The sequence below is a fragment of the Pelomonas dachongensis genome, assembly GCF_043555865.1.
GTDB classification, from domain to species: Bacteria; Pseudomonadota; Gammaproteobacteria; order Burkholderiales; family Burkholderiaceae_C; genus Pelomonas; species Pelomonas dachongensis.
This window is the reverse complement of sequence record NZ_JBIGHY010000001.1, coordinates 224,451-239,773: the sequence shown is the minus strand read 5'-3', so window position 1 is coordinate 239,773 and position 15,323 is coordinate 224,451. Positions and strand designations below refer to the sequence as shown.

General features: G+C 68.9%; 15 protein-coding genes. 12 read left to right on the top strand and 3 right to left on the bottom strand.

The window, feature by feature from the left end; genetic code table 11:
- The first annotated feature begins 39 nt into the window (after window positions 1–39).
- Genes trpE through ACG02S_RS01100 form a run of 7 tightly spaced genes read left to right on the top strand, consistent with a single transcriptional unit; the run spans window position 40 to window position 6,198 of the window.
- The gene (gene trpE, locus ACG02S_RS01130; protein WP_394468600.1) at window positions 40–1,527 is read left to right on the top strand and encodes an anthranilate synthase component I; all 1,488 of its coding nucleotides are present in this window, start codon (window positions 40–42) and stop codon (window positions 1,525–1,527) included.
- Window positions 1,528–2,112, top strand: a complete 585-nt coding sequence (locus ACG02S_RS01125) for an anthranilate synthase component II (RefSeq protein WP_394468599.1) — start codon at window positions 1,528–1,530, stop codon at window positions 2,110–2,112.
- Window positions 2,109–3,155 (top strand): low-specificity L-threonine aldolase, encoded by a 1,047-nt coding sequence (gene ltaE / locus ACG02S_RS01120; protein ID WP_394468598.1) that lies wholly within the window; start codon window positions 2,109–2,111, stop codon window positions 3,153–3,155. The genes ACG02S_RS01125 and ltaE overlap by 4 nt, the downstream gene beginning before the upstream one ends.
- A gap of 3 nt (window positions 3,156–3,158) precedes the next feature.
- Window positions 3,159–4,193, top strand: a complete 1,035-nt coding sequence (gene trpD, locus ACG02S_RS01115; RefSeq protein WP_394468597.1) for an anthranilate phosphoribosyltransferase — start codon at window positions 3,159–3,161, stop codon at window positions 4,191–4,193.
- Entirely contained in the window at window positions 4,190–4,699 is a 510-nt protein-coding gene (locus ACG02S_RS01110) for a hypothetical protein (protein ID WP_394468596.1), read from the top strand. Before trpD ends, ACG02S_RS01110 begins: the two co-directional genes overlap by 4 nt.
- A 9-nt stretch (window positions 4,700–4,708) precedes the next feature.
- Window positions 4,709–5,500 (top strand): indole-3-glycerol phosphate synthase TrpC, encoded by a 792-nt coding sequence (gene trpC, locus ACG02S_RS01105; protein WP_394468595.1) that lies wholly within the window; start codon window positions 4,709–4,711, stop codon window positions 5,498–5,500.
- Window positions 5,497–6,198: a uracil-DNA glycosylase gene (locus tag ACG02S_RS01100; protein WP_394468594.1), complete on the top strand. Its 702-nt coding sequence runs from the start codon at window positions 5,497–5,499 to the stop codon at window positions 6,196–6,198. The genes trpC and ACG02S_RS01100 overlap by 4 nt, the downstream gene beginning before the upstream one ends.
- Window positions 6,199–6,205: 7 nt before the next feature.
- On the opposite strand, the gene ACG02S_RS01095 is transcribed toward ACG02S_RS01100, so the two are convergent.
- Window positions 6,206–6,952, bottom strand: coding sequence for a ubiquinone/menaquinone biosynthesis methyltransferase (locus tag ACG02S_RS01095; protein ID WP_394468593.1), 747 nt, complete (start codon window positions 6,950–6,952; stop codon window positions 6,206–6,208).
- A gap of 135 nt (window positions 6,953–7,087) precedes the next feature.
- On the opposite strand from ACG02S_RS01095, the gene ACG02S_RS01090 reads away from it, so the two are divergent.
- The gene (locus ACG02S_RS01090; protein ID WP_394468592.1) at window positions 7,088–7,243 is read left to right on the top strand and encodes a hypothetical protein; all 156 of its coding nucleotides are present in this window, start codon (window positions 7,088–7,090) and stop codon (window positions 7,241–7,243) included.
- Between the two features lie 4 nt (window positions 7,244–7,247).
- Here the strand turns inward: ACG02S_RS01090 and ACG02S_RS01085 are convergent, their stop codons facing one another.
- The gene (locus ACG02S_RS01085) at window positions 7,248–8,183 is read right to left on the bottom strand and encodes a LysR family transcriptional regulator (protein WP_394468591.1); all 936 of its coding nucleotides are present in this window, start codon (window positions 8,181–8,183) and stop codon (window positions 7,248–7,250) included.
- 173 nt (window positions 8,184–8,356) lie between these two features.
- On the opposite strand from ACG02S_RS01085, the gene ACG02S_RS01080 reads away from it, so the two are divergent.
- The 4 genes from ACG02S_RS01080 (at window position 8,357) to ACG02S_RS01065 (ending at window position 15,021) form a co-directional block, all read left to right on the top strand.
- The gene (locus ACG02S_RS01080) at window positions 8,357–9,079 is read left to right on the top strand and encodes an alpha/beta hydrolase fold domain-containing protein (RefSeq protein WP_394468590.1); all 723 of its coding nucleotides are present in this window, start codon (window positions 8,357–8,359) and stop codon (window positions 9,077–9,079) included.
- Window positions 9,080–9,110: 31 nt separating this feature from the next.
- A complete protein-coding gene (locus ACG02S_RS01075) occupies window positions 9,111–10,328 on the top strand; it encodes an efflux RND transporter periplasmic adaptor subunit (protein ID WP_394468589.1) in 1,218 nt (405 codons plus the stop codon).
- Window positions 10,329–10,417: 89 nt separating this feature from the next.
- The gene (locus tag ACG02S_RS01070) at window positions 10,418–13,633 is read left to right on the top strand and encodes an efflux RND transporter permease subunit (RefSeq protein WP_394468588.1); all 3,216 of its coding nucleotides are present in this window, start codon (window positions 10,418–10,420) and stop codon (window positions 13,631–13,633) included.
- A 2-nt stretch (window positions 13,634–13,635) separates the two neighbouring features.
- The gene (locus ACG02S_RS01065) at window positions 13,636–15,021 is read left to right on the top strand and encodes an efflux transporter outer membrane subunit (RefSeq protein ID WP_394468587.1); all 1,386 of its coding nucleotides are present in this window, start codon (window positions 13,636–13,638) and stop codon (window positions 15,019–15,021) included.
- A gap of 9 nt (window positions 15,022–15,030) precedes the next feature.
- Here ACG02S_RS01065 and ACG02S_RS01060 read toward each other — a convergent pair whose 3' ends face one another.
- Window positions 15,031–15,234: a hypothetical protein gene (locus ACG02S_RS01060; protein ID WP_394468586.1), complete on the bottom strand. Its 204-nt coding sequence runs from the start codon at window positions 15,232–15,234 to the stop codon at window positions 15,031–15,033.
- Window positions 15,235–15,323: the final 89 nt, after the last annotated feature.

Genomic DNA, 15,323 nt, shown 5'->3' with positions numbered 1-15,323 from the left:
ACGCCAAGCCCTGAAGCTGTCTTTTCAAGGTTTGACGTCGTGATCACCGAAATCGAATTTCAGAGCCTCGCTGCCGAGGGCTACAACCGCATCCCGCTCATCAGCGAGGCTTTTGCGGACCTCGAGACTCCGCTGTCCCTGTACCTGAAGCTGTGCGCCGGTTCCGGCCAGGGCCGCAACAGCTTCCTGCTGGAGTCGGTCGTCGGCGGCGAGCGCTTCGGGCGCTACTCCTTCATCGGCCTGCCGGCACGCACCCTGATCCGCGCCTCCGGCCATCACTGCGAGGTGCTGACCGACGGCCAGGTCGTCGAGACGGCGGATGCCAATCCACTGGACTTCATCGCGGCCTACCAGGACCGCATCAAGCCCAAGATCCCTGCCGGCCTGCCGCGCTTCTGCGGCGGCCTGGCAGGCTACTTCGGCTACGAAGCCGTGCGCGCCATCGAGAAGAAGCTGGACCGCCAGCACCCGGGCGAAGGTCTGGGCACGCCTGACATCGTGCTGCTGCTGTCGGAAGAGATCGCCGTCATCGACAACCTGTCGGGGCGCCTGTACCTCATCGTCTGGGCCGATCCGCGTCAGCCCGAAGCGTACTTCCGCGCCACCAAGCGGCTCTCGCAGCTGCGCGACAAGTTGACGTATTCGGTCAGCGTGCCGCGCGTGCAGCGCAGCGAATCGCACCCGGTCACACGCGGCTTTGCCAAGGCCGACTACCTGGCCGCGGTACAGAAGGCCAAGGACTACATCGCTGCCGGCGACCTGATGCAGGTGCAGGTGGGTCAGCGCATCGCCAAGCCCTACAAGGCTGAGCCCATCGCGCTGTACCGGGCCCTCAGGGCGCTGAACCCCAGCCCCTACATGTACTTCTACGACCTGGGCGACTTCCAGATCGTCGGCGCCAGCCCCGAGATCCTGGTGCGCGAGGAGCACGCCAGCGACGGCTCGCGCAAGGTCACGATCCGTCCGCTCGCCGGCACCCGCCCGCGCGGCGCGACGCCGGAGCGCGACTTTGAGCTGGAAGCCGAGCTGCAGGGTGACCCCAAGGAGCGCGCCGAGCACCTGATGCTGATCGACCTGGCGCGCAACGACATCGGCCGCATTGCGCGCACCGGCAGCGTCAAGGTCACGCAGGCTTTCACGGTCGAGCGCTACTCGCATGTGATGCACATCGTCAGCAACGTCGAGGGCGTACTGCGCCCCGAGGTGGGTCAGCTCGACGTGTTGAAGGCCACCTTTCCCGCCGGCACGCTGACCGGCGCGCCCAAGGTGCGCGCGATGGAGCTGATCGACGAGCTGGAGCCCGTGCAACGCGGCATCTACGGCGGCGCCTGCGGCTACCTCAGCTTTGCCGGCGACATGGACCTGGCGATCGCGATCCGCACCGGCATCATCAAGAACGGCACGTTGTACGTGCAGGCGGCGGCGGGTGTCGTCGCCGACTCGGTGCCCGAACTGGAGTGGCAAGAGACTGAAGCCAAAGCCCGCGCCCTGCTGCGCGCCGCCGAACTGGTTGAGGAGGGCTTCTAAATGCTGTTGATGATCGACAACTACGACAGCTTCACGTTCAACATCGTGCAGTACTTCGGAGAGCTGGGCGCCGACGTGCGGGTATTCCGCAACGACGAGATCACCGTGGCGGAAATGGCAGCCCTGAACCCCGACCACATCGTCTTCTCGCCCGGCCCCTGCACGCCGAATGAGGCCGGCGTGTGCGTCGAGGCCATCCAGCACTTCCTCGGCAAGAAGCCGTTGCTGGGCGTGTGCCTAGGCCATCAGGCCATGGGCCAGGCGCTGGGCGGAAAAATCATCCGCGCGCAGCGCCAGATGCACGGCAAGGCCAGCACGATCACGACCGACCAGCGCGGCGTCTACACCGGCCTGCCGAAAGACTTCAGCGTCATCCGCTACCACTCGCTGGTCATCGAGGATGCGACCTGCCCGGCCTTGCTGGAGGTGACCTCGCGCAGCGACGACGGCGAGATCATGGGCGTCCGCCACCGCGAACTGGCTGGCACGGCCACGCCGATGGAGGGCGTGCAGTTCCACCCCGAGTCCATCCTTAGCGAGCATGGCCACGCGATGCTGCGCAACTTCCTGGAGCTGCGGCCGTGAGCGACTACGCCCCGTCCTCTGGCGGTGGCGGCCCGGCCACTGTCGACCTGCGCAGCGACACCGTCACGAAGCCCACGGCGGCGATGCTCGAAGCGATCGCCGCCGCCCAGGTCGGCGACGACGTCTTCGGCGACGACCCCACCGTCAACGCGCTGCAGGAGCGTGTCGCCGCACTGCTGGGCAAGGAGGCCGCGCTGTTCATGAGCAGCGGCACGCAGAGCAATCTGTGCGCGTTGCTGGCGCACTGCGGCCGTGGCGACGAGTACATCGTCGGCCAGCTCGCGCACACCTACCGCTACGAAGGCGGTGGCGCCGCCGTGCTGGGTGGCATCCAGCCGCAGCCGCTGACCAACCAGCCCGACGGTTCGCTGAAACTCGACGACATCGCCGCCGCCATCAAGCCCGACGACCCGCACTTCGCGCGCACACGACTGCTGGCGCTGGAGAACACCTGGAGCGGCAACGTGCTGCCGGCCAGCTACGTGACGGACGCCTGCGAGCTGGCCCATTCACGCGGACTGAGCACGCACCTGGACGGCGCCCGGCTGTTCAACGCCGCCGTGGCCTCGGGCGGCACGCCGGCCGAACTGGCGCGGCATTTCGACTCGATCTCCATCTGCTTCAGCAAGGGTCTGGGCGCGCCCATCGGGTCCATGTTGGTGGGCTCGCATGAGCTGATCGGCCGCGCGCATCGCATCCGCAAGATGGTCGGCGGCGGCCTGCGCCAGGTGGGCCTGCTGGCCGCCGCAGCGGACCATGCGCTGACGCATCACGTGGAGCGTCTCGCCGACGACCACGCGCTGGCCAAGCGGCTGGCGGCGGGCCTGGCTGCGTTGCCCGGTGTCACGGTCACGCCACCGCAGACGAATATCGTCTTCGTGCAGGTCAGCGAGGGCCGCGGCGCTGCGCTGCTGGAACATCTGAAGCAACGCGGCGTGCTGGCCACCGGCCTCATCGGCCTGCGCTTCGTCACGCACCTGGACGTCGATGCCGCCGGCATCGATCACGCCATCGCGTCCGCCGCCGAATTTTTCAAGAGCTGAGCCATGCCGATCACCGACAACGAAGCCCTGACCCGCGTCATCGAGCACCGCGAGATCTTCCACGACGAGATGCTGACGCTGATGCGCCGCATCATGGCCGGCGAGATGTCGCCCGTCATCGCCGCTGCGCTGCTGACCGGCCTGCGCGTGAAGAAGGAAACCATCGGCGAGATCACCGCCGCCGCGCAGGTCATGCGCGAGCTCTCCAACAAGGTGCCGCTAGGCCCGCTGCCGCATCTGGTCGACGTGGTCGGCACCGGCGGCGACGGCGCGCACAGCTTCAACATCTCGACCTGCTCCATGTTCGTCGCCGCCGCCGCGGGCGCGCAGGTGGCCAAGCACGGCAACCGCAGTGTCAGCAGCAAGACCGGCAGCGCCGACGTGCTGGAGGCGCTGGGCGCCAACATTCAGCTGACGCCGCGCCAGGTGGCAGCATCGGTGGCCGAGTGCGACATCGGCTTCATGTTCGCGCCCAACCACCACCCGGCGATGAAGAATATCGCGCCGGTGCGTCGCGAGCTGGGCGTGCGGACCATCTTCAACATCCTGGGCCCGCTGACCAACCCGGCCGGCGCGCCCAACATCCTGATGGGCGTCTTCCACCCCGACCTGGTCGGCATCCAGGTCCGCGTGCTGCAGCGCCTGGGCGCGGAGCACGCGCTGGTGGTCTATGGCAAGGACGGCATGGACGAGATCTCGCTGGGCGCGACCACGCTGGTCGGCGAGTTGAAGGACGGCGCCGTGCGCGAGTACGAGGTGCACCCCGAGGACTTCGGCTTCCAGATGGCCAGCAACCGCAGCCTGAAGGTGGAAGGCCCGGAGCAATCGCGCCAGATGCTGATCGGTGTGCTGGACGGTCAGGCCGGCCCTGCGCGCGACATCGTGCTGCTGAACGCCGGCGCGACTTTGTACGCGGCGAATGTGGCCCCCACGCTGGCCGACGGCATCGCGCGCGCCCGCAAGGCGCTGGACAGCGGAGCCGCGCGCACCAAGCTGGACAGCTTCGTCACCACCACGCAGAGGCTGGGCCCCGCGTGAGATCCACCGAAGCGCTGCTGCGCCGCATGCTGATGGACGCGCGCGACGCGGCCGAGCTGTGGTGCCCGCGGCTTCAGCCTCATCCGGCGGCGCTGGTCAGCGGCCTCGCGGGCGCTGCTTTGGGCGTCTTCAGCCATCGCCAGGGTTCAGTGCTGCTGGGCTGGCTTGCGCTGGCGCTGTGCGTGATCGGCATGGCGCTGTACGCGACGCTGCACCGCGATGGCATCGGCTGGCGCCTTCAGCTCGCCACGCCCCCGCGTATCGAGCCCGTGGGCGTGGACGGCGAGGCCCGCACGCTGGACGGCGCCGGATGGTCCGTCTGCTGCGTGGGCGGTATCGGCCGGCGAACGCTGGCGCTGGAGTTCCGCCACGCGGACGGCGGCAAACCGCTGCGTGTGTTCCAGACCCGCACCGGCGCCAACCGCGCCGAACATCAACTGACCAGCCAGCTCGCCGACACGCTCAGCGCGCGGCTGCATATGGGCCGCCAAGGCCTGAGCCTGTAGGGAAACGACATGGCCGACATCCTGAACCGCATCGTCGAAGTCAAGTGGGAAGAGATCGCCGCCGCGAAGGCCAAGCGCTCGCTGGCCTCGCTGCGTGAAGAAGCCGAGGCCCGGCGTGGTGAGCAGCTCGGCTTCGAGCGCTCGCTGCGCGCCAGCATCGCGGCGGGCCGTGCCGGCGTCATCGCCGAGATCAAGAAGGCCAGCCCCAGCAAGGGCGTGCTGCGCGAGGACTTCAACCCCGCGCAGATCGCTGAGAGCTACGCCCGCAACGGCGCAGCCTGCCTGAGCGTGCTGACCGACGAGCGCTTCTTCCAGGGCTCGGTCGCCTACCTGCGCCAGGCGCGTGCCGCCTGCGAGCTGCCGGTGCTGCGCAAGGACTTCATGGTCGACGAGTACCAAGTCATGGAAGCCGGCGCGATGGGGGCGGACTGCATCCTGCTGATCGCCGCCTGCCTGGCCGATTCGCAGATGGCCGACCTCGAAGCCGCCGCCCACGCCCTCGGCCTGGACGTGCTGGTAGAGGTGCACGACGGCGACGAACTGGACCGTGCGCTGCAGCTGAAAACGCCGCTGGTGGGCATCAACAACCGCAACCTGCGCACCTTCGACGTGACGCTGGACACCACGCTGGCGCTGCTGCCGCGCGTGCCGGCGGATCGGTTGCTGGTGACCGAGAGCGGCATACTGGGCGCTGCCGACGTGAGGCGCATGCGGGATGCCAATGTGCACGCCTTCCTAGTCGGCGAGGCCTTCATGCGCGCGCCGGACCCCGGCCAGGCCTTGGCCATCCTGTTCGCATGAAGCTGCCGCTCGACATCCCCGACACTGACTGGCGCCCCGTCGTCGAGGCCTGGGCCGCGTCGCCGGTCGGGCAGAAGCTGCAGGCCTACCTGGCCGAGCGCGACGCCACCGGTGCCACCATCTACCCGCCCGAGCCGCTGAGGGCGCTGAAGCTGACGCCGCTGGCCAACACCCGCGTCGTCATCCTGGGCCAGGACCCGTACCACGGCCCCGGTCAGGCCGAGGGCCTCTCCTTCAGCGTGCCCGAGGACGTGCCCTTCCCGCCCAGCCTGCGCAACATCTTCAAGGAGATCCAACGGGACCTGGGCAAGCCCTTCCCGCCGACGGGCAGCCTGGTGCGCTGGGCCGAGGGCGGCACGCTGCTGCTGAACGCCGTGCTGACCGTCGAGAACGGTAAGGCGGCCAGCCACGCCAACCGCGGCTGGGAGCAACTCACCGACGCGCTCATCAAGGCCGCCGCGGAAGACCCCGCGCCCAAGGTCTTCATGCTGTGGGGCAGCTATGCGCAGGCCAAGGCACCGCTGATCGAAGCCGCAGGTCAAGGCCACTTGGTGCTGAAGGCCAACCACCCGTCACCGCTGTCCGCTCTGAAGCCGCCGCGACCCTTCATCGGCTGCGGCCATTTCTCGACGGCCAAGGCCTGGCTGGAGGAACGCGGCCGGGGACGGCCCGCGGCCTCCCGCCCGCAGCGCGACTGAGCGCAACTCAAGCCACCGGCTTGCGGGCCTTGTGGATGGCGACGATGCCTAGCGACAGGCGCTCGAACGCCACGTCCTCGAAGCCTTGAGTGCCCAACTCCCGCGCCAGCCCTTCAGCAGTCGGGAAGTCGCGGATGCCGTGCAGCAGGTACCTGTAGGCCGAGGCATCGCCACCCGTGGCCAACCAGCCCAGCAGCGGCATGCACACCGACATGTAGAGCAAGTAGGCCCGGTGCAGCGGCGCCCAGGGGATGTTGGACGCCTCCAGCACGATCAACCGGCCACCAGGCCTGAGGACGCGCCAGGCCTCCTGCATCGCCCGGCTGCGATCGCAGATCTTCAAGCCCAGCGAGATTGAATATGCATCCACGCTGTCGCTGGGGACGCTCGGCATGCGCTCCGCGTCCAACTGCCGCAACTCGACGGCGCCACGGTGCCCGGCCAGCCGCCGCTCTACAATGGCAAGCATCTTGGGGCTGATGTCCGAGGCGATGATGGTGCGCCCCTGCCCAAGGACCCCGGGCAACACGCGCAGCATGATGTCACCCGTGCCGGTGGCACCGTCTAGCAGCACGGCCCATGGTTCTTGGGCGATGACCCGCGCCACGCGGCGCTTCCACGCGCGGTGGATGCCCAGGCTGAACAAGTCGCAGAGCCAGTCGTATCGCCCGGCAATCCGGCCGAAGACGTCATCCCGCTGCCAGGCGAATTCGGCGGCGTTGCCGGCTGCCAGCTCCGTATCTCGTTGCTGCATCAATCGTCTCCTGGGCAGGATTGTTGCGCCAGCAGCAACTCGCCGTTCTGTCCAGCCGTCTTACTCATTCAGGCCCAAGTTTCTACAGTGACGATCCATAGACCCACCCGCCAAGGTGGCACCAGGAGAGTCACTATGAACACCCGTTCCCTATTCACGCTGATCACCGCCGCGACGGCCGTCACGGCGCTGGCGGCGGGCCTGATGCTCGCGATCAATGCGCCGGCACCCGCCAGCGAAGATTTTGGTCAGCCGCAGCTGACAGCCAGCGCCACGCCGGAAGAAGCCTGAGCGTTCAGCTCAGGGCGCAGCGCACCTTGAGCCCCGCAGTGCTCTGCGCCCCGAGCAGCTCCACCACCCAGTCCACGAACACCCGCAGCTTGCTGCTGAGGTGGCGATTGGGCGGGTAGACGACGTAGACCGGGATCGGATCCACGGTCCACTCCTCCAGCAGCCGCACCAGGCTGCCACCTTTCAGCAGAGGCGCGGCCATGAAGCAGGTGATCTGCACGGCCCCCAGGTGGGCCAGACCCGCGTTCAGATAGGCATTGGCGTCATTGACCGCGATGACGTGGTTGCCCACTACTTCCACCACCTCGTCGCCGCGCTTGAAGGTGTCGGACATGACCTTGCCGCTGCGGGCCGAAAAGTAGCCCACCATGCGGTGCGGCGGCTGCGTCAGCTCCAGCGGATGGGCCGGCGTGCCGTGGCGGCGCAGATATTCGGGCGTCGCGCAGGTCACGAAATGGAACTCGCCGATGCGCCGCGCCACCAGGCTCTGGTCGGTCAGCTCGCCGCCGCGGATCACACAGTCGATGTTGTCGCTGATCAGGTCCACCGTGCGGTCGCTGACGCCCAGCTCGATCTGGATGTCGGGGTACTTGGCATAGAAGTCCGGCAGGTGCGGAATGATCATCTCGCGGCCCACCACGCCCGGCACGTCGACCCGGATGCGGCCGCGCGGCGTCATGCGCGCCTGGCTCATGCTGCCTTCCAGCTCGTCCAGGTCGCCCAGCAGCCGCGTCGCTCGCTCGTAGTAGGCGGCGCCGTCGGGCGTCACCGTCACGCGCCGCGTCGTGCGGTTCAACAGCTTGGTGCGCAGGTGAGTTTCCAGCGTCTGGATCAACCGGGTGACCGTGGCCTTGGGCAGATCCAGCGAGTCGGCGGCCTTGGTGAAGGTCCCGGCCTCGACGACGCGGACATAGGCTTGCATGGCTTGGAGTCGATCCATGGGCGTGGGCGGTGCTTGGAGGAGTGGAGCAAGTTCATTGTTCCACGCAAGGGAAAAGTGAGTCGCTTTCAGGGCCGTTTATCTGCAGCCAACCAATCTCTATCTTTCGGGTCATGGACAAGATGGCCTCATCGACTTTGCGCCTCGGCCCTGCGCCGGGGCTGAATGCCTGCGTGTACCCCGCCCAACGCCCGCTGGCAGGCGGCGACCGGGCACTGCTGCTGTTCCTGCATGCCGGCACGTTCACCGCCGGCTCCTGTGACGCCGCTGCGGCGCGCTGCGGGATGCTGGCGCAGGCCGGTGCCGACGTCGTCGCGCTGGACTACCCGCTGGCGCCGGAGCACCCCTTCCCGGCCAGCCTGGTCGCGGCCTTCGACGCGCTGCAGTCCCTGGCCGCCAAACCGGCCGCGCTGACCGGCAGCACGCACACGGCGCTGTTCGTGGCCGGCGAGGAAGCCGGCGGCAACATCGCCGCGGCGCTGTCGCTGATGGCCCGCGACCAGCGCGCCCCAGCGCTGGCCGGCCAGCTGCTGATGTCGCCCATGCTGGATCCGCAGCTGGGCAGCGCCTCCATGCGCGATGGCGAGTGCGGCGGCAGCGAATGCATCTACGCCAAGGGCTGGCAGGCGTACCTGGGCGACACCGCCCGCGCCGACCACCCCTACGCCGCGCCGCTGAACGCGACCCGCCTGGCAGGGCTGGCGCCCGCGCTGATCCTCAGCGTGGCCGGCCACCCGCTGAACGACGAATCACGCCGCTACGCCGCCACGCTGCGCCAGCACGGCGGCGTGGCCCGGGACCTGACGCTGCCAGCCATCGCGCCGGCCCATGCGCTGGAGCCCATCCACGAATTCCTGCGCGGCGCAGCCCGCCGCGCGCTGTCGCTTCCCGCCTGATTCGGCTCCACCCCCTCCAAGAGAAATAGAAATGCAGTCCACCTCCCGTCTCAACCGTCGCGTCGGCCTCGTTGCCGGCGCCGCCGCCCTCGTCGCGCTGGGCGCGATCGGCTCTGCGCAGTTCGGCAGCAGTGCCGCGCAAGCCAACTCCGGCCCCACTTCCCCGCCGGCCACGCCGGTGTCTGTCGCCCAGGTCGTCGCCCAGGACGTGGCGGCCTGGAACGAGTTCTCCGGCCGCCTGGAGGCCGTGGACCGTGTGGACGTGCGCGCCCGCGTGTCGGGCGCCGTGCGCCAGGTGCATTTCCGCGAGGGCAGCCTCGTGAAGGCCGGTGACTTGCTCGTCACCATCGACCCCGCGCCCTACCAAGCCGAGGTGGCGCGCCTGGAAGCCCAGGTGGCCGCTGCGCAGGCCCGCATGAACTACACGCACAGCGAGGCGCAACGCGCCAAGTCGCTGCTGGAGGACCGCGCCGTTGCGCGCCGAGAGTTCGACGAGCGCGACAACGCCGCCCGCGAGGGCGCGGCCAACCTGCGCGCCGCGCAGGCCGCGCTGCAGTCCGGCCAGCTCAACCTCGACTACACGAAGGTGCGCGCGCCGGTGGCCGGCCGTGTCGGCAAGATCGAGGTGACGACCGGAAACCTGGTGGCCGCGGGTGCCGGCGCGCCGGTGCTGACGACGCTGGTGTCGGTCAGCCCCATCTACGCCAGCTTCGACGCCGACGAGAAGGTCGTCCGCGAGGCGCTGGCCACACTGCCCGGCGGCGCGGCCGAGCGTCGCGGCATGGAGCGCATCCCGGTCGAGATGCTCGCGGGCAGCGACAAGGCGACCGTCGGCCGCCTGCAACTGGTGGACAACCAGGTCGACGCCAAGAGCGGAACGCTGCGCGTGCGCGCGGTGTTCGACAACAAGGACGGCGCGCTGATGCCGGGGCAATTCGCCAAGCTGCGCATGGGTCAGGCGAGGAACGAGGCCGCGCTGCTGGTCAACGAACGCGCAGTCGGCACCGACCAGGACAAGCGTTACGTCATCGTCGTCGGCGCGGGCAACCAAGCCGAATGGCGGCCGGTGACGCTGGGGGCCCACGTGAACGGCCTGCGCGTCGTGACCAGCGGCCTGAAGGGTGGCGAGCGCATCGTCGTCGGCGGCGTGCAGCGGGTCCGACCCGGCTCGGTGCTAGCGCCCAAGGATGTCGCGATGGACGCCAAGCCCGAGCTGGCGTCACAGCAAGCGGCCGCCAAGACCTCCTGATCTAGCGCCCCCAACCTCCGTAGCGAGCCCATGACCAGGCCGGTTCTCACTGGCCTGCGGGGACGGCTTTGCCTTCAGAAAGAAGAAAAATGAACTTCTCCAAATTCTTCATCGACCGCCCCATCTTTGCGGGCGTGCTGTCGCTGCTGATCTTCATCGGCGGCCTGCTGTCGATCCGCGCCCTGCCGATCTCGGAATACCCCGACGTCGTGCCGCCCTCCGTCGTCGTGCGTGCCCAGTACCCGGGCGCCAACCCGAAGGTGATTGCCGAGACGGTGGCCACGCCGCTGGAAGAGGCCATCAACGGTGTCGAGGACATGCTGTACATGAGCAGCCAGGCCAACACCGACGGCCTCATGACGCTGACCGTCAGCTTCAAGCTCGGCACCGACGCCGACAAGGCCCAGCAGCAGGTGCAGAACCGCGTCTCGCAGGCCGAGGCACGGCTGCCCGAGGAGGTCAAGCGCCTGGGCGTGACGACCGTCAAGAGCAGCCCCGACCTGACCATGGTCGTGCACCTGACGTCGCCCAACGACCGCTACGACATGACCTACCTGCGCAACTACGCGGTGCTCAACGTGAAGGATCGCCTCGCGCGCATCCAGGGCGTGGGCCAGGTGCAGCTGTTCGGCTCGGGCGACTACTCCATGCGCGTCTGGCTGGACCCGCAGAAGGTCGCCGAGCACGGCCTGTCGGCCAGCGACGTAGTGGCGGCCATCCGCGGCCAGAACGTGCAGGCCGCGGCCGGCGTGGTCGGCGCATCGCCAGGCCTGCAGGGCATCGACCTGCAGCTGTCCGTCAACGCGCAGGGCCGGCTGCAGTCGGTCGAGGAGTTCGGCGACATCATCGTGAAGACCGGCGCCAACGGTGCCGTCACGCGCTTGCGTGACCTGGGCCGCCTGGAACTGGGCGCGTCCGAGTACGCGCTGCGCTCGCTGCTTGACAACAAGCCCGCCGTCGCGGTGCCGGTGTTCCAGGCCCCGGGCGGCAATGCGCTGGATATCTCCACCAACGTGCGCGCCACGATGGAAGAGCTGAAGGCCACCATGCCCGAGGGCGTGGACTACACCATCGTCTACGACCCGACGCAGTTCGTGCGGGCGTCCATCGAGTCCGTCATCCACACGCTGCTGGAGGCCGTCGCGCTGGTCGTGCTGGTCGTCATCCTGTTCCTGCAGACCTGGCGCGCGTCCATCATCCCGCTGCTGGCCGTGCCGGTGTCCATCGTCGGCACGTTCGCCGTGATGCACGGCTTCGGCTTCTCCATCAACGCGCTGAGCCTGTTCGGCCTGGTGCTGGCCATCGGCATCGTCGTGGACGACGCCATCGTGGTGGTCGAGAACGTGGAGCGCAACATCGCCGCCGGCCTGAGCGCGCGCGAGGCGACCTATCAGGCGATGCGGGAAGTTTCCGGCCCCATCATCGCCATCGCGTTGGTGCTCGTCGCGGTGTTCGTGCCGCTGGCCTTCATCACGGGCCTGACGGGTCAGTTCTACAAGCAGTTCGCGCTGACCATCGCCATCTCGACGGTGATCTCGGCCGTCAACTCGCTCACCCTCTCGCCGGCCCTTGCCGCCATGCTGCTGAAGGACCACCACGCGCCCAAGGACGCGCTGACGCGCGGTATGGAAAAGGTGCTGGGCCGCTTCTTCTCCGGCTTCAACAAGCTGTTCTCGCGCGGCTCCGAGAAATACGGCGGCGGCGTGAAGACGCTGATGTCGCGCAAGGCGCTGATGATGGTCATCTACCTAGCGCTGGTGGCCGCTACGATGGGCCTGTTCAAGGCCGTGCCCGGCGGCTTCGTGCCGGGGCAGGACAAGCAGTACCTGATCGGCTTCGCCCAGCTGCCCGACGGCGCCACGCTGGACCGCACCGAGGACGTCATCCGCCGCATGACGGACATCACGCTGAAGACGCCGGGCGTCGAGCACGCGGTGGCCTTCCCGGGCCTGTCGATCAACGGCTTCACCAACAGCTCCAGCTCGGGCATCGTGTTCGCCACGCTGAAGCCGTTCGACCAGCGCAAAACCAAGGACCTGTCGGCCGGCGCCATCGCGGGCTCACTGAACGCGCAGTACGGCGCCATCGAGGACGCCTTCATCGTCATGTTCCCGCCGCCGCCCGTGCAGGGCCTGGGCACGACCGGCGGCTTCAAGCTGCAACTGCAGGACCGCGGCGGCCTGGGCTACGAAGCACTGGACCAGGCGACCAAGGCCTTCATGGCCAAGGCCAGCCAGGCACCTGAACTCGCCGGCCTGTTCTCCAGCTTCCAGGTCAACGTGCCCCAGCTGTTCGCTGACCTGGACCGCACCCGCGCCCGCCAGCTCGGCGTGGCCGTGACGGACGTGTTCGACACGATGCAGATCTACCTCGGCAGCCTGTACGTGAACGACTTCAACACCTTCGGCCGCACGTACTCCGTGCGGGTGCAGGCGGACGCGCCCTATCGCGCCCGGGCGGAGGACATCGGCGCGCTGAAGGTGCGTTCGGCCTCGGGCGAGATGGTGCCGCTGTCGGCGCTGATGAAGGTCAAGCCCAGCTTCGGCCCCGAGCGCGCGATGCGCTACAACGGCTTCCTGGCCGCCGACATCAACGGCGGCGCCGCGCCCGGCTTCTCGTCGGGCCAGGCGCAGGCCGTCGTCGAGCGCATTGCCGCCGAGACGCTGCAGCCAGGCATCGGCTACGAGTGGACCGACCTGACCTACCAAGAAAAGATCGCCGGCAACTCCGCCGCCTGGGTGTTCCCGCTGGCCATCCTGCTGGTGTTCCTGGTGCTGGCCGCGCAGTACGAAAGCCTGACGCTGCCCATCGCCATCCTGCTCATCGTGCCCATGGGACTGCTGGCCGCGATGGCCGGCGTGTGGCTGGACGGCGGCGACAACAACGTGTTCACGCAGATCGGTTTGATCGTGCTGGTCGGGCTGTCTGCTAAGAACGCCATCCTGATCGTCGAGTTCGCCCGCGAGCTGGAGTTCGCCGGCCGCACGCCGGTGCAGGCGGCGCTGGAAGCCGCACGGCTGCGGCTGCGGCCCATCTTGATGACGTCGATGGCCTTCGTCATGGGTGTGCTGCCGCTGGTGCTCAGCACCGGCGCCGGCGCCGAGATGCGCCAGGCCATGGGCGTGGCGGTGTTCGCCGGAATGATCGGCGTGACGCTGTTCGGCCTGTTCCTGACGCCGCTGTTCTACGTCATCGTGCGCCGCCTGACCCGCAACGCGCCGCTGCGCCACCACGGGGGCCAGGTGGCCGCACCGGCAGCCCCCGCTGCTTCCGTCATTGACGCCCTGCCGCAACGAGGCAAGTAATCATGAAACTCCAACTGACATCCCTCTTTGCCGCACTGCTGCTGGCCGGCTGTGCCTCGGTCGGCAGCGTCGACCCGTCGCAGCTGCCGCAGGCACCCGAGGCCTACAAGGCCGCAGCTGGAAACGACGCACCTGCACTGACCGCCAGCTGGTGGCAGCCATTCGCCGACCCCGTGCTGGACGATCTCGTCACCCGCGCGATGGCGGCCAACACCACGGTGCAGTCCGCCGCCAACCGGCTGGCGCAAGCCCGCGCGGTGCTGGGTTCGGCACAAGCCAGCCGGCTGCCGCAGGCCGGCGTGTCGGCCGGCGCCAACCGCGGTGCCACGCCTGGCGCATCCACCGCCACGCAGTACAGCGCCGGCCTGAACCTGGCCTACGAGCTGGACCTGGGCGGCCGCCTGCTGCACGAGCGCAATGCCGCGGCACTCGACGTGCAGGCCCGCGAGCAGCTACTGGCCGACGCCCGCCTCCTGGTGCAGGCCAATGTGGCGCGAGGCTACCTGGCGCTGCGCGCGCTGGACACCGAGCGCGACATCGTGAAGGGCACGGTCGCCGCCTACGGCGAGACGCTGTCGCTGACCGAGAAGCGCGCCCGCGCCGGCGATGTGGCCGACCTCGACCTGGCCCGCGTGCAGGCCGAGCTGGCCGCCAACGAGGCCGAGGCGCTGTCGCTTGACCGCCGCCGCGTTGAGCTGGAAACCGCGCTGGCCGTGCTGCTGGGCGAGCCGGCCTCCAACTTCCGCCTGACGCCCAAGGCCTGGACCACCGCGCTGCCCGGCGTCCCCGCCGGCCTGCCCAGCGAGCTGCTGCAGCGCCGCCCCGATCTGGCCGCCGCGCGCAGCCAGCTGGAAGCCGCGCAGGCACGCGTCGGCGTGGCCCGCGCAGCGTGGTGGCCCAGCCTGTCGCTGACGGCGCAGGGCGGCGGCGTGTCCAGCGAGGTGTCCAACCTGCTCAGGAGCGGCGCCAGCACCTGGGGCATCGGGCTGCTGGGCGCGCTGCCGATCTTCGACGGCGGCCGCCGCGAAGCTGGCATCAACGCGGCGAAGGCGCAACTGGACGGTTCCACCATCGCCTTCCGCGAGCAGTTCCTGCTGGCGCTGAAGGACGTGGAGGACCAGCTGAGTGCGTTGTCGCTGCTGCAGGCCCAGCAACAGGCCAGCGCGCGCGCCGTGTCGGCGGCCGGCCAGGCGCTGAAGCTGTCGGACGCACGCTACCGCAACGGCTTCGTCAGCCAGCTGGAGCTGCTGGACGCCCGCCGCAGCGAGCTGGCGAACAAGCGCGCCGCGCTGCAGGTGCGTTCGGCGCAGTACCAAGCCACCGTGGGCCTGATCCGCGCGCTGGGTGGCGGCTGGGAGCCGGCGCCGGTCAGGATGGCGGGCGGCTGACGGCCCAGGCTACGGCAGCGTCTTGCAATTGGGCTTGCAGACCACCTCGTTTCGGCCCAGCAGCCGGATGGACTGCAGGCTGGCGGGTGCGCGGTGCTTGCCGCACTTGAAGCAGGAGCGGGTGTGACCGCTGCCGAGGAAGGGCGAGCCGCCCACTTTCGACTGGTAGCGCAGGCCGTTTTCACTAACCGCTGTGACGGTGTCTTTGCTCATGCTTCGTGCGGGTCAGGACGAAAATAGGATTGACTCACACCCGACATGACAGCGCCATCTCGCTGACCCCAAGTTCGAGAGCAAACACG

What these genes read in the sequence shown, in the direction of transcription:
- ACG02S_RS01125 (WP_394468599.1), top strand. Translation starts at nt 1,528, where the DNA reads ATGCTGTTGATGATCGACAACTACGACAGCTTCACGTTCAACATCGTG.
- trpD (WP_394468597.1), top strand. Translation starts at nt 3,159, where the DNA reads ATGCCGATCACCGACAACGAAGCCCTGACCCGCGTCATCGAGCACCGC.
- trpC (WP_394468595.1), top strand. Translation starts at nt 4,709, where the DNA reads ATGGCCGACATCCTGAACCGCATCGTCGAAGTCAAGTGGGAAGAGATC.
- ACG02S_RS01100 (WP_394468594.1), top strand. Translation starts at nt 5,497, where the DNA reads ATGAAGCTGCCGCTCGACATCCCCGACACTGACTGGCGCCCCGTCGTC.
- ACG02S_RS01095 (WP_394468593.1), bottom strand. Translation starts at nt 6,952, where the DNA reads ATGCAGCAACGAGATACGGAGCTGGCAGCCGGCAACGCCGCCGAATTC.
- ACG02S_RS01090 (WP_394468592.1), top strand. Translation starts at nt 7,088, where the DNA reads ATGAACACCCGTTCCCTATTCACGCTGATCACCGCCGCGACGGCCGTC.
- ACG02S_RS01085 (WP_394468591.1), bottom strand. Translation starts at nt 8,183, where the DNA reads ATGGATCGACTCCAAGCCATGCAAGCCTATGTCCGCGTCGTCGAGGCC.
- ACG02S_RS01075 (WP_394468589.1), top strand. Translation starts at nt 9,111, where the DNA reads ATGCAGTCCACCTCCCGTCTCAACCGTCGCGTCGGCCTCGTTGCCGGC.
- ACG02S_RS01070 (WP_394468588.1), top strand. Translation starts at nt 10,418, where the DNA reads ATGAACTTCTCCAAATTCTTCATCGACCGCCCCATCTTTGCGGGCGTG.
- ACG02S_RS01065 (WP_394468587.1), top strand. Translation starts at nt 13,636, where the DNA reads ATGAAACTCCAACTGACATCCCTCTTTGCCGCACTGCTGCTGGCCGGC.
- ACG02S_RS01060 (WP_394468586.1), bottom strand. Translation starts at nt 15,234, where the DNA reads ATGAGCAAAGACACCGTCACAGCGGTTAGTGAAAACGGCCTGCGCTAC.